Source organism: Streptomyces sp. NPDC085927, assembly GCF_044540975.1.
GTDB lineage: Bacteria > Actinomycetota > Actinomycetes > Streptomycetales > Streptomycetaceae > Streptomyces > Streptomyces hirsutus.
In genome coordinates, this window is sequence record NZ_JBITSN010000008.1 from 285,498 (window position 1) to 298,519 (window position 13,022).

13 protein-coding genes and 1 pseudogene are annotated in these 13,022 nt (G+C 69.1%); 10 read left to right on the forward strand and 4 right to left on the reverse strand.

Annotated features, from left to right (window positions below):
• Positions 1 to 374 precede the first annotated feature (374 nt).
• The 10 genes and pseudogenes from ACIF80_RS22715 (at position 375) to ACIF80_RS22760 (ending at position 8,753) form a co-directional block, all read left to right on the forward strand.
• Positions 375 to 1,127 carry a (5-formylfuran-3-yl)methyl phosphate synthase gene (locus tag ACIF80_RS22715; protein ID WP_399807415.1) on the forward strand — a complete coding sequence of 251 codons (753 nt, stop codon included), beginning with the start codon at positions 375 to 377 and terminating at the stop codon, positions 1,125 to 1,127.
• 8 nt (positions 1,128 to 1,135) lie between these two features.
• Entirely contained in the window at positions 1,136 to 2,545 is a 1,410-nt protein-coding gene (locus ACIF80_RS22720) for an aldehyde dehydrogenase family protein (RefSeq protein WP_399807417.1), read from the forward strand.
• Complete coding sequence (locus ACIF80_RS22725; RefSeq protein ID WP_399807419.1) at positions 2,542 to 3,642, forward strand: NAD(P)-dependent alcohol dehydrogenase; 1,101 nt, start codon at positions 2,542 to 2,544, stop codon at positions 3,640 to 3,642. Before ACIF80_RS22720 ends, ACIF80_RS22725 begins: the two co-directional genes overlap by 4 nt.
• A 132-nt stretch (positions 3,643 to 3,774) precedes the next feature.
• Positions 3,775 to 4,680 (forward strand): class I SAM-dependent methyltransferase, encoded by a 906-nt coding sequence (locus ACIF80_RS22730; RefSeq protein ID WP_399807421.1) that lies wholly within the window; start codon positions 3,775 to 3,777, stop codon positions 4,678 to 4,680.
• Positions 4,681 to 4,951: 271 nt separating this feature from the next.
• A complete protein-coding gene (locus tag ACIF80_RS22735) occupies positions 4,952 to 5,692 on the forward strand; it encodes a class I SAM-dependent DNA methyltransferase (RefSeq protein WP_399807424.1) in 741 nt (246 codons plus the stop codon).
• Positions 5,693 to 6,335: 643 nt separating this feature from the next.
• Positions 6,336 to 6,833 carry a DUF2975 domain-containing protein gene (locus ACIF80_RS22740; protein WP_399807427.1) on the forward strand — a complete coding sequence of 166 codons (498 nt, stop codon included), beginning with the start codon at positions 6,336 to 6,338 and terminating at the stop codon, positions 6,831 to 6,833.
• Positions 6,833 to 7,057: a helix-turn-helix domain-containing protein gene (locus ACIF80_RS22745; RefSeq protein WP_399807430.1), complete on the forward strand. Its 225-nt coding sequence runs from the start codon at positions 6,833 to 6,835 to the stop codon at positions 7,055 to 7,057. Before ACIF80_RS22740 ends, ACIF80_RS22745 begins: the two co-directional genes overlap by 1 nt.
• Positions 7,058 to 7,606: 549 nt before the next feature.
• A pseudogene (locus ACIF80_RS22750) lies at positions 7,607 to 7,816 on the forward strand (DUF2945 domain-containing protein).
• Between the two features lie 117 nt (positions 7,817 to 7,933).
• Complete coding sequence (locus ACIF80_RS22755; protein WP_399807433.1) at positions 7,934 to 8,461, forward strand: DUF488 family protein; 528 nt, start codon at positions 7,934 to 7,936, stop codon at positions 8,459 to 8,461.
• Positions 8,462 to 8,468: 7 nt separating this feature from the next.
• The gene (locus ACIF80_RS22760) at positions 8,469 to 8,753 is read left to right on the forward strand and encodes an MGMT family protein (protein ID WP_399807436.1); all 285 of its coding nucleotides are present in this window, start codon (positions 8,469 to 8,471) and stop codon (positions 8,751 to 8,753) included.
• Positions 8,754 to 9,146: 393 nt separating this feature from the next.
• On the opposite strand, the gene ACIF80_RS22765 is transcribed toward ACIF80_RS22760, so the two are convergent.
• From ACIF80_RS22765 to ACIF80_RS22780, 4 genes are all read right to left on the reverse strand, one after another.
• The gene (locus ACIF80_RS22765; protein ID WP_399807439.1) at positions 9,147 to 10,118 is read right to left on the reverse strand and encodes an anti-sigma factor RsbA family regulatory protein; all 972 of its coding nucleotides are present in this window, start codon (positions 10,116 to 10,118) and stop codon (positions 9,147 to 9,149) included.
• On the reverse strand, positions 10,115 to 11,008 hold the full coding sequence (locus ACIF80_RS22770) for an MEDS domain-containing protein (RefSeq protein WP_399807442.1): 894 nt from the start codon (positions 11,006 to 11,008) through the stop codon (positions 10,115 to 10,117). The genes ACIF80_RS22765 and ACIF80_RS22770 overlap by 4 nt, the downstream gene beginning before the upstream one ends.
• Positions 11,009 to 11,179: 171 nt before the next feature.
• Entirely contained in the window at positions 11,180 to 11,539 is a 360-nt protein-coding gene (locus tag ACIF80_RS22775; protein ID WP_399807445.1) for an STAS domain-containing protein, read from the reverse strand.
• Complete coding sequence (locus ACIF80_RS22780; RefSeq protein ID WP_399807447.1) at positions 11,536 to 12,864, reverse strand: PP2C family protein-serine/threonine phosphatase; 1,329 nt, start codon at positions 12,862 to 12,864, stop codon at positions 11,536 to 11,538. The genes ACIF80_RS22775 and ACIF80_RS22780 overlap by 4 nt, the downstream gene beginning before the upstream one ends.
• Between the last annotated feature and the right edge of the window lie 158 nt (positions 12,865 to 13,022).

Sequence of the window (13,022 nt, forward strand, 5' to 3'; positions counted from 1 at the left end):
GACGTCCTGTCCCTGTCACGATTCGGACGCCCGCCTTCGACGCGCCCACGAGCACCGCTGGCCCTGCCGCTCCGCCCACGCGGCCGCCGCCTCGACCTTACGCGGGGTGCGGCGGGGCAGGCGATCGACGCGGTGGGCGCCGTCCGGCTCCCACGCAAACCGGGCGTGGCGCTATTTCACCGGACGCCCGCGACGGACCCCCGGCGTGGACGGCGCGCTGAGGGGGTGTGCATGGCATGGCGGCGATCCGTTGGGACTCTGCGCGCTCTGCCGAAGGTCACGGACTGCGGTGATGATGAGCTGACCGCAAGTGATCCTGGTGACTGCGCACCCCTGCCCCACGGCAGGCGGATGTGTGGTGGAAGGAGCCCACGTTGTTGCTTCTCATCTCCCCGGACGGCGTCGAGGAGGCTCTCGACTGTGCGAAGGCGGCGGAGCACCTCGACATCGTCGATGTCAAGAAGCCCGATGAGGGCTCGCTCGGCGCGAACTTCCCGTGGGTGATCAAGGCGATCCGCGACGCGGTCCCGGCGGACAAGCCGGTATCCGCGACGGTGGGGGACGTACCGTACAAGCCCGGCACAGTGGCCCAGGCGGCGCTCGGCGCGGCTGTCTCCGGAGCCACGTACATCAAGGTCGGCCTCTACGGATGCACGACGCCCGAACAGGCCGTCGATGTCATGCGAGGAGTCGTCCGGGCGGTGAAGGACTATCGACCGGATGCGTTCGTCGTCGCTTCGGGGTACGCCGACGCCCACCGGATCGGGTGCGTCAACCCGCTCGCGCTGCCCGACATCGCCCGCCGGTCCGGTTCCGACGGGGCCATGCTCGACACCGCGATCAAGGACGGGACACGGCTGTTCGACCACACTCCGCCGGACGTCTGTGCGGAGTTCGTGCGGCTGGCCCATGAGGCCGGCCTGCTCGCCGCCCTCGCAGGCAGCGTCAAGGCCGGCGACCTGGGCGAGCTGGCCCGCATGAACACGGACATCGTGGGGGTGCGCGGGGCGGTTTGCGAGGGAGGCGACCGCAAGGCCGGCCGGATTCAGCCGCAGTTGGTGGCCGCCTTTCGGACGGAGATGGACCGGCGTGTCCGGGAACACGCATCCGTCGTCGCCACGGGCTGACCGTCGGCATGACGGCAAGGCTTCCCTGCGACGCGCCCGGGACCCACGGAGGACACTTCGTTGTCGTCGATCCGGCGACGGGCGAGGGCTTTGACGCGGCTCCCGACCGGCAGCCGGACGAGTTGGACGCCGTCGTCGACCGGGCCCACGCCGCCTGGCGCGGCTGGCGGGACGAGCCTGTCGCCCGTACGACCGCGTTGCTTGCGGCAGCCGACGCCGTGGAGTCGGCCGGCGCCGACCTCGCGCCCCTGCTCACCCGTGAACAGGGCAAGCCTCTGGCCGAATCGCACGCCGAGGTCGCCCGTACGGCCGCCCGTCTGCGCTACTTCGCCGAGATGGGTCACGGACCTCAGCGGATCGCGGACGGCCGTCCGGTACGCAGCGAGATCCGCTGGCGACCGCTCGGGCCCGTCGCAGCGATCGTCCCGTGGAACTTTCCTCTGCAGCTGGCATCGGCGAAGTTCGCGCCGGCGCTTGCCGCAGGCAACACGATGGTGCTCAAGCCCTCCCCGTACACGCCCCTCGCCACACGGCTGCTGGGGTCCGTCGTCTCCGCCGCCCTCCCCGAGGACGTACTGACGATCGTCACCGGCCGCGAACCCCTCGGTGCCCGACTCGCCTCCCATCCGGGGATCCGCCACGTCACCTTCACCGGTTCGGTCCCCACCGGGCGGGCCGTCGCGGAGGGGGCGGTGGCCTCGCTCGCCCGGGTCACCCTGGAACTGGGCGGTAACGACGCCGCGATCCTGCTGGAGGACGTGGATGTGGAGGGGATCGCGGACCGGCTGTTCTGGGCGGCGTTCCGCAACTGCGGGCAGGTCTGCATGGCGGTCAAGCGTGTCTACGCCCCGGCCCGGCTCTACTCCGAGGTGGTGGAGGCGCTCGCGCAGCGCGCGAAGACCGCTGTCGTCGGCCCCGGGCTCGACCCGGACTCCCAGCTGGGGCCGGTCAACAACGCTCTGCAACTGGCCCGCGTCGAGCGCTACACGCACCAGGCTCTGGCAGACGGTGCTCGAGTCGCGGCCGGTGGCCGCCGGCTGGACCGGCCGGGTTACTTCTTCGCCCCGACGATCCTGGCCGACGTGCCGGCCGACAGCCCGGTGGTGACGGAGGAACAGTTCGGTCCGGTCCTGCCGGTACTGCCGTACGGGAGCCTCGACGAAGTCGTCGAGGCCGCCAACAACACCGGTTTCGGGCTGGGCGGTTCGGTATGGGGGACCGATCTCGACCGGGCCGAGGCGGTGGCCGACCGGCTGGAGTGCGGGACGGCGTGGATCAACCACCACGCCGAACTGTCCCTCGCCCAGCCCTTCGCGGGCATCAAGGAGAGCGGTGTCGGTGTCGCGGGCGGACCGTGGGGGCTCTACGGCAATCTCAGACCGTTCGTCGTACACCGCCCGGAGGAGGCACGACCGTGAAGTTCGGCGCGGCGGTACTGCGCTCGTACGAGAGCCCCTTCGCCGTCGAGGAGGTGATCCTGGACGCGGGACCGGCCAATGGCGAGCTCCTGGTCCGCATCGCGGGCTGCGGGATGTGTCGGACCGATCTCGCGGTCCGGCGTTCGGCGGGCCGCTCGCCGCTGCCGGCGGTGCTCGGCCACGAAGGTGCCGGGATCGTCATGGAGACGGGCGGCCCGGACACGGGGCTGAGCGTCGGCGACCATGTCGTGCTGAGCTTCGACTCCTGCGGACATTGCCGTAACTGCATGGGCGCGGCTCCCGCCTACTGCGACTCCTTCGCCTCGCTCAACCTGTTCGGAGGACGCGGGGAGAACGCGGCGCGGTTCATCGACACGGCTGGGAGCGAACTGGCTCCCCGGTGGTTCGGCCAGTCCTCGTTCGCCGAGTACGCGGTGGTCCTGGCCCGCAACGCCGTCCGGGTCGACCCCTCACTGCCCCTCGAGTTGCTCGGACCGCTCGGCTGCGGCTTCCTCACGGGTGCCGGGGCGGTTCTGAACTCCTTCGGCGTCGGCCCCGGAGACACCGTCGCTGTCCTCGGCGCGGGAGCGGTGGGCCTGGCCGCGGTGATGGCGGCCACGGCCGCCGGGGCGGTGGCCGTGGCCGTCGACCGGCACCCCGAACGGCTGGCCCTCGCCGAACGGTTCCACGCGTTCCCGCTGCACGCCGCATCGCCCGACCTGCCCGGCCGCATCCGGCGACTGACCGATGGCGGCGCGCGGTACGCACTGGACACCACGGGCTCCACCCAACTGATCAACGATGCCCTCCGGGCCCTGCGCCCAACCGGTCACCTCGGGCTGGTGGCACGGCTCCACACCACGTTGTCACTCGAACCGGGGGCACTGGACCGAGGCCGGCGAATCTCCCACATCTGCGAGGGGGACGCGGTTCCCGGACTTCTGATTCCGAGGCTGACGGCGCTGTGGCAGGCCGGACGGTTTCCTTTCGACCAGCTGATCCGTACGTACCCGCTCACTGACATCAACGAGGCCGAACGCGACTGCGATGCGGGCCGCGTGGTCAAACCCGTCCTGATCCCGGAGAGCAGAAGCTGATGCGTGAGCTCTTCGACGCACGCCGCTGCCCGTCCGATCGGCTCCGCCCGATGGCCGTCCGACGTCCAGCCGGCCGTACGGCAGCGTCTTCCCTCTCCCATTTCGTGATCTCGCATTTCCCAAGGAGGACACATGGTCGGCACAGCGCAGGGGAACCCCGGCGCGGGAGGCGTGGACGGAGGAGTCGGCGTGACCGCTCTCATGGTCGCTGCGGCACGGGCCATCGAGACCCACCGCGACGACAGCCTGGCACGGGATGTCTACGCGGAGCACTTCGTGCTCGCCGCATCCGCTTCCGCAGGCTGGCCCGTCCGGATGCAGCAGGTTCCGGACGGGGACGCGAACCCCCTGTGGGGGCGTTTCGCGCGTTACTTCGGTCTGCGCACGAGAGTCCTCGACGATTTTCTTCTCCGGTCGGTGCAGGCGGGCGCACGCCAGGTGGTCCTGCTCGGCGCGGGACTGGATTCCCGGGCGTTCCGGCTCGACTGGCCTGCGGGCTGCGTCGTCTTCGAGATCGAGAGGGAAGGTGTGCTGTCGTTCAAGCATGACGTGCTCAGCGGTTTGTCAGCCACTCCGAAGGCGGCGCGCGTACCGATTCCGATCGATCTGCGTGCCGACTGGGTGGGAGCACTGACCGACGCCGGCTTCGACGCGACCGCACCGACAGCGTGGCTGGCGGAGGGGTTGCTGTTCTACCTGCCCCGCGCCACCGAGACCCATCTCATCGACACGGTGGACCGGTTGAGTACGGGCGGGAGTGCTCTGGCCTTTGAGGTCAAGATCGAGAAAGACTTGCTGGAGTATCGCGACAGCCCGCTCTACACCGCGACAAAAGAACAGATCGGCATCGACCTGCTGAACCTTTTCGACGGAGAGCCGCGGCCCGACTCCGCCGGGGACCTGGCGGACAAGGGCTGGTCCACATCGGTCCACACCCCCTTCGACTTCACCCGGCGGCACGGTCGCGGCCCGCTGCCCGCGCAGAACGACGCGCTGGAGGGCAACCGGTGGGTGTTCGCGAATAAACCCTCGGTGTAATGCCGTGCCCCGGATGAGAGTTGAAATGCCGGCCGGTTGGCGCGGGGGCGGCGTTGGAGATGAGGTGAAGCTCCTGGTAGGTGGGTGCCGACCAGGATCGACCTGTCTGCCCGGAGCTTCATGTGCTTGTCCGCCCACAGGAGATCGATCCGGCCGGCTCGACGCTGCACCACCTGGCCCGTCTGCGGTCTCGCCCCGAACTGTGTGATCGGAGCCGGTGGAAGGTAAATGCGTCGACAGCGCCTCTCGGCACCCGGCAGAGTGGCCGCCCGTGACGAGCAGTGAACTGTGGACCCGTGCGACCGCCGACCGCTACGACGCCGAGGAGGCCGAAACGTCCTCGGCTGCCGTTCTCGGACCGACTCTCGCCTTCCTCGCCGAGCTCGCCGGAGACGGCCGGGCACTGGAGTTCGCCATCGGAACCGGACGAGTGGGCGTTCCGCTCCGGGAACGCGGCGTGCCGGTAGTGGGCATCGAACTGTCCGAGCACATGGCAGCGGTGCTCCGGCGCAAGACCGACGAGAGCACGCTTCCGGTAGCCATCGGGGACATGGCCACCACCGTCGTCCCCGGCGAGTTCACCCTGGTCTATCTCGTCTACAACACCATCACGAACCTGCTCACGCAGGACGAGCAGGTTGAGTGCTTCCGCAACGCCGCACGTCATCTGGAGCCCGGCGGCCGATTCGTCATCGAGCTGGGCGTGCCGCCGCTGCGGTTCCTGCCGCCCGGCCAGGTCGCGGTGCCGTTCGACGTCTCCGAGCGGCATCTCGGCTTCGACACCTTCGACCTGGTCGAGCAGATTCTCGTCTCGCACCACTTCACCCGTGATGGCGACGACGGCCGCTACCGTCGCGGCAGCTCCCGGCACCGGTATGCCTGGCCGGCAGAGCTCGACCTGATGGCGCGGATCGCTGGGCTCGAACTGGAACGTCGCGTCGCGGACTGGGACGGGGGGCTGTTCACCCAGGACTCCGCGAAGCACATCTCCGTGTGGCGCAAGCCAACCTGAGGCCGGTCACCAGGCTGTCAATGTGAGCCGTGCCCATCCTGGAACTCCTCTCGGGAGTTCAGGCGTTGCCGGTCAGAACGTGTTCACCTGGTCCCTGCACCCGGTCGGCTTCGTCTGCCGTCAGTCGGGTATGTTCACCCACCCGTTGGTCGGCCGGGTTCCTGCGGGACACTCTGCGACGGACACAGGGCCGCTGCCCGCGTTCCGCCACACGCCGGTGCAGCAATGCCGTTATCGCAGCGGGCCGGCGCTTGGAACGCGTACGTACCCGCCGCGCACCAGGCGTACGAGCCTCCGCGTACGAAGCCTCCCTCACAGCCCGGAGGGACATGACCGTCCGCTGCCGCAGGGCCGGCCACCCCGATGGTCGCGTCAGTGGCCGGCGCGGCCACCACTCCTGCGACTCGTCCCCTCGCCATGCAGTCCTCCCTGCGCTGGTCCGGTGGGCTGCCGCCTCCGGTCGACCAGGCCCTGGTCAGTGAGCCTCTCGACGCCTTCTGGTGCGGCCGGCCCCACAACCCCCTGTCCCGGGACACCAGGACAGCGCCAACGGAGCGGACGAAACGGCCCGACCTCACCCCACCCTTGCCGCACCTATCGTTTCTCGATAGATTTCCATCGTGAATCGAGTGAAGGAGGGGCTATGGGAAAGCTGACCGTACTGGCCCTGCGTGCCGTACTGGTGATGCTGCTCGCCGGCTCGGCGTTCGTTCAGGCGGTCATGGTGCCGCTGCTGGCCATGGACTTCGACGACGCCGACGCGGCCCTCGCGTCCGTGCGCACACCGGTGATCGTCATCGTCGTGCTCGGTGTCGTGGCGGCCCAGGTCGTGCTCGTCTGCGTGTGGCGGCTGGTGACGATGGTGCGGCGGGGAACCGTGTTCTCCCTCGGCGCCTTCCGGTACGTGCATGTCGTGATCGGCGCGTTCGTCGCGGCCGCGTTCCTGGTGTTTGCGCTCGCGGTCGTCCTGGCACCGGGTGAGGCCGTCGCACCGGGCATCGTCCTGCTGCTGTGCGGGGTCGTCGTGGCAATCCTGGGGGTCGCGCTGGTCGTGCTCGTACTGCGGATGCTGCTCGCCCAGGCCGTCGCGCGCGACATCGAGGCGGCGCGGATGCGGGCCGAGCTGGCTGAGGTGATCTGATGCCGATCGTCGTCGACATCGACGTGATGCTGGCGAAGCGCAAGCTGTCCGTGGGGGAACTGGCGGAGCGCGTCGGGATCACCCCGGCCAATCTGGCGGTGCTCAAGAACGGCCGCGCCAAGGCGGTGCGCTTCACCACGCTTGCCGCGCTCTGCGACGTACTGGAATGCCAGCCGGGTGACCTGCTGCGCTGGGAGGCTGAGGGCGCGGACGCGGGCGGATGACACGGGCCGGCGCGACTCCCCTTCCTTTCGTCCCGGTGGCCGCCGCGAACGACGGTGGCGCCGGACGAGCGGCCGGTGGGACCTGGCGCTGCGCCGTCAGGGTTGCAAGGCATCCATGGCCTGCGGAGAATGCCCAGAGTCTGGTGACCATGCCACGGGGCGTCATCACCGCCGGCGCGAAGGCTGCGGCCATGGCGGGCTCCTGGCCTTCCGGCAGCTCAGGCAGGCCGACTCCGCGGGTGCGCGGAAGGCGTCGTGGCCGTACTGCTGGGGCCAGGCCGGCAACCTCACCTCCCAGGGCAACGAAACCGCCACGGCCGGCAGCATCGCCGGTAAAACGGAAGTGTCGGGACCTGAGGGATCACTTCAATCCTGGCAGGGCGCACCGTGGACGACTTCTGTGACGAGTTGCCGGCCCGCATCGACCTCAAGCGACAACGAGCCCCTTCCCGTGGCATCGGGCGGAACACCGGTGGTACTCGTTCGGTCTGATGTCGGCGTCGATGCCGATGCCGACATCAGGAAAAGATCGAAACGAAGGGAACTGGAATGAAAAAACAGTTCGACGTCGGGGACCACGTGTGATGGAACTCGGAAGCCGGGCATGTGGAAGGCGTCATCGTCAAGAAACACACACACGACGTGGAGTACAAGGGTCGTACGCGCCACTGCTCAGAAGACGAACCCCCATACGAGATCAAGAGCGATAAGACCGACCACATTGCCATGCGCAAGGGGGGAGTATTGACGAAGCGGTAGAGAGGGGAAGTCGCAGAAAATGGCACGCGAGTCTTCTGGGGAAACGCCGGACAGTGGTATGCGCGGCCGATTCGGCGAACCGATCGGAGAGTTGCGCGACCTGAGTGAGGCTGCGAGATGACGCACCGCATCCATACGGTCGGACACTCGACACGCGACTTCGACGCAGTGCTGAAACTGCTGCGCAACAATGACATCACCTGCTTGGTCGATGTTCGCTCGTACCCGTCGTCGAGGAAGTACCCGCAGTGGAATCAGGCGGCGATCATTGACGCTCTGCCGTCCGACATCGGATACCGCTGGATCGCCGAGCTGGGCGGCCGACGGCACACACCCAAGGGCGTCCCGAGCGAGAACGGTGCATGGCGGGTGAAAGCTTTCCGTGACTACGCCGACTACATGGCCGGTGACGAATTCGCAGAAGGCTTGAAAGAATTGCTCGAGCTGGCTGAAGACGGACGGCCGGCCATCATGTGCAGCGAGGCCGTGCCGTGGCGGTGCCACCGCAGGCTGGTCTCCGACGCGCTGATCGTCGCCGGTGCGGAGGTGGTGCACATCATGTCGGGCACGACATCGCGACCTGCCGTCCTGAACGAGCATGCGCGGGTCCGCAACGGGCGCCTGACCTACCCACCGACCGCCTGAGGCTTCCATGAGTTTCATCGACGACGTCCGGGAAGCGGTCCTTGCCGTCCCGGCCGGCTCTGTCGCCTCCTACGGAGACATCGGCGGGAGGATCGGCGTCGGCCCGCGGCAGGTGGGACGCGCCATGAGCCTGCTCGACGAGAATGTGCCGTGGTGGCGTGTCGTTCACGCGGACGGAACACCCTCCACCTGCCATGACGGGCGGGCACCGGAACTGCTCAGCGGCGAGGCAACGCCCATGTGCGGTACGCGCGTGGACATGCAACGGGCACGGTACCGCTGGACCCCGTGACGCTTTCACCCGCACGCACAGCCCGTCGGTGGGGCCGTGGTCTCGGCGGCACAGTCGTCGGCGGCTCGGAGCAGTATCGCGGTCGCGTCTGGCGCCCGGCACGTGACGATCGGCGCTGGTCGTGGTTCGTAGAAGGCCCGTCACCGTTCGGGACGGTGAAACGACGCCGCCGAGGCACCGGCCGGCCGACCCGCACCGGGCCGGCAGGCACGGTCTGGAGACCGTCGCGACGCTGAGCCGGGACGTCGAGGTCCAGCGAGTACCGACCGGCAAGCGTATTGCCTCGCGTATCCCGCTGGACGGGTCGGTCCGCGCGGGGTGCCAGGTGGTTCGGCCCGGTGAGCGGCCGATGCCACGGCAGGTGGTACGGGGCGGGGCGTCGGTGTTCTCCGTTCAGGCGAGGCTGACGTGGAGGCGTACCGTCGTACTGTCCTGGCCGGTGTGGACTTCGAGCAGGTCGCACAGCTGACGCACCACCCACATGCCGTGCCCGCGTTGCTGCTGCGGGTCGGGCGGGAGGTAGCCCAGGTACCAGTCCGTCTTGTTGCGGCCGGTGCTGGTGACGTCGCACACGATGCGCCGGCCCGCGCGGCGGACCGCTATGTGCCCCGTGCCTCCGCCGTGCTGGACGGCGTTGGTGGCGACCTCGTTGACCGCGAACACGAGACGCTGGGTACCGTCGGCGGACAGACCCATCTCGGCAGCTGCTTCAGCGACGGTGGAACGCACTGCTGAAAGATCGGCTCCGAAGCGCATGAAGGTTTTCTCTCCTTCTCCGTCCACGGGTGCGAGCGGCCGGTGCCAGGCGTTGTCGGTGGCGGGGTCCGCGTAGCGGTCGCTGGGGCGGGCGGATGCCGCCACGGCCAGGTGCGGGTGAGTACGCCGGGCGTCGGCCACGATGCTCTCGGGCAGGGCCCGGGTGTCGTACGGGCAGATGATCCAGGCCGGGCAGTGGGCGAAGGAGATGTTGATCGCGGATTCGTAGCGGGTCCACTCAGTCGTCTCCAGCGTGTCCCTGCCGTGCCAGACCGGCTCGCCGATGACGCGTACCCGCTGGTGCCGCCCCGTGCCGGTATGCCGGCCGACGTACCGGTAGTAGGCGCCGAGGGTGCGTCCGGGCGCCCGGTACCACTCGTCGGCGTCGATGAACTCGACCTGCCCGGACGCGTCGCCGAGTGCGTGTCGCAGCAGGTCGATGTTGGTGGGAGCGGTCACCGCCAGCACGGCGTCCCGCTGCTCGAGTCCTTCGAGACAGAAGGGCACCGTGGTGGCCAGGAATTCCTGGCTGCTGCTGTAGATGAGCCCCTGGTGGGTCAGGCCGCTGCCTCGGCGCGGCCGGGATGGTGCGGTGAGACGGTCGGTCACGCGAGGACCTCCTGGGCGGTGACGACCAGGGCGGGGGTCTCGTCGAAGCCGACCATGCCGATCACTTGGCAGAGCAGGGGCGCGAGCTCTACGACGTGCAGTCGTCGGTCGCCCTCCAGCCGCGCGGCGGCACGGGCCAACACCCGTACACCGCTCAGATCGATGAACTCCAGCGCCTGCATGTCCACCTGGATGTCGCCCGGCCAGGCCAGCGCTGTCTCCAGGGCATCGGCGAGGGCGCCCGTGGTGCGGTGGTCCACGCTGCCCACCACGCGCAGGCTGCAGCGTCCTCCCCGGAAGGAGGGCACGATCCGCAGCGTGCTGTCGTGATAGAGCGGCTCGGGCTCGACCGCCCCCGGATGGCAGCCGTGCAGGTGGTCCAACTGGTCGGGGGTGAAGCGGCGGGCGTCGTACTGGCAGACGGCGGAGGCCCGCTGACCGGCGAACACCTGGCTGACCTTGGTCTCGTAATCAGCGAGCCGATCGGCCCCGGACACCTGGCGAAGTGCCCAGCCCATCTCGCCGCTTACCCGGAACCCGGTATAACCGGCCGCCAGGGACTTCCTGACTTCCTGCTGCAGGGCAGCCACCATGCCGTCGGCGTCGAACGGGCCTGCCGCCAGATAGCTGTCGTCCGCCGTGGTCACCACGAGCTGGCCCTTTTCCAGAGCCGGGCGGGGGTCGGTGCCGGAGACGGTCAGCCAGGCGAGGACCTCTTGGGGAGTGAGCCGGTCGGCGAAGTGCATGACCCGTTCACCGCGGTGCAGGCCGGACGTCAGATACGCCGTCACCACTCGGCGTTGCTCGGCATCGTCGGTGAACGCCAGACACAAGTGATCACCATGGTCGATGTCCTGGACCCGGCGGTCCGTACCCTCGTACGTGATCACCCCGGCCTCCAACCCTCCCCTGTTGACCCGGCCTGCTCAGAGCACCTCGTGCCGTGTTACCCACAGGACCGGACAACCGTGCACCGGACACTGTATCCACTGCCGGGGCACCGCGATACGGCGCTCGGCGGGCGGCCGGAGACCGAGCGTGTGGGCAGCGGGGCACGGGGGTCAACGCTGCAGGGCGGAGACGGCCTCCTGGGCGGTGGCGTGGAAGGTGAAGACCTGGTCGAGTCCGACCACCTGGAAGACGCGCATCTGGTCCGGGTTGACGCCGGCGAAGCTGAGCGGTGAGCCGGCTGCCTGTGACCGCTGGTAGGCGGTGAGGAGCACCGTGATTCCAGTGGAGTCGCAGTAGGTCAGTCCGGACAGGTCGATGATCACGCCATGACTGCCGAAGGGGGCTTCTTTGACGGCCTGGGTGAGGAGCGGGGCGCTGTGGTGGTCCAACTCACCCGTCACCTCCAGTACGAAGGGACCGGCGGGGGTGTGTCGCGGGGTGACGGTCAGCAGGTGTTCGGGCTCGGTCACCGTTTCTCCTGAGTGCGGGGTTCGGGCTGTATGGGTACGGACAGGGCGAGCAGCGCGGTGTCGTCGGTGACGCCGTCGCCCAAGCGGTGCAGGAGCGCTTCGACGGAGGCCAGTAGTCCGTCGGCGGAGCGGTCCTCGGCGTGGGCGTACGTGGAGAGCAGGTGCTGGGTGAGTCCGTCCTCGTCGAGCATGGTGCCATCCGGGGTGCGTGCCTCGGTGAGACCGTCCGTGTAGAGCAGGAGGCTCTCACCCGGCGACAACCGCGTGGTGGTCTGCACGAACTGGGGGTGGGGCAGCATGCCCACGAGTTGGCCGCCGGCGGTGGAGATCGGCTCCACCCTTCCGCCGACGCGTACTGCGAGGGCCGAGGGGTGCCCGCCGCCGGCGAGAGTGACGGTGAAGGAACCGTCGGCGAGGGGCTGCAGCACGCCGAAGACCGCCGTGCAGTAGCGGGGGTCGCTGCCTTGGTACTCGCCCTTGAGGACGCTGTCGAGGTTGGACAGCGCGGCGCACGGGTCAGGGTCGTAGATGGCGGCGGCGCGCAGGGTGTAGCGGGTCAGAGAGGTCAGCGCGGCGGCCTCGGCGCCCTTGCCGCACACGTCCCCGAGGAAGAAGGCCCAGCGGCCGTCGTCGAGGGGGAACAGGTCGTAGAAGTCACCGCCGACCTCGTGCGGGGAGGCCGTGTGGTAGGCGGCTGCCGCCTGCAGGCCGGGGACCGTCGGCAGGGCCGGGGGCAGCAGGGTGCGCTGCAGAGTCCGGGCGAGGCGCTCGGCTTCAGTACGCCGGTCGCGTTCGGCGGCGACGGTGCGGATGGCCGACAGGCGCAGTTCGAGCTCGTCCATGACCAGCGCGGCCAGGTCCTGCAGGGCGTCGAGTTGGACATCGGTCGGTTTGCGCGGCCGGGTGTCGAGGACGTCGACCGTGCCCAGACGCTGCCCGTCGGCCGTGGTGATGGGCGCGGCGGCGTAGAAGCGGACACCGATGTCGCCCCGGACGAGGGGGTTGGCGAGCGCGCGGGCATCGGTCGCGGCATCGGCGACCACATAAGGTTCGCCGTGGAGGATGGCGGAGGAACACAGGCCCGGATCGCGGCGTATCTGCGTGACGCCTGTCAGCCCGTGGGCGGCCTTGAACCACACCCGGTCGGTGTCCACGATCGCCACCGTGGCCATGGGTGCGTCGAATATCCGGGCAGCCAGGCCGGCGATCCTGTCGAACGCGCCGTCCGGCGGCGTGTCCAGGATCTGGTAGCGCCGGACCGCGTCGAGGCGCCTTCCCTCGTCGGACGCCCGTGGCAGGGGGACCTGCAAAGGACTTGCTGCCACCCTTACTGCTCCCTGCTGTGCGTCCGTTGTGATACTACCTGCGGCGAAGCGCCTGGGGCAGCCTGGCTTATCCTACGAAGCTGTCGGTGCCCGCGGGCAAGTGCGGCAGCCACGACCTCGTGGAACAAGGTCGTTCGACTGTATCCGTACGTGCTGTA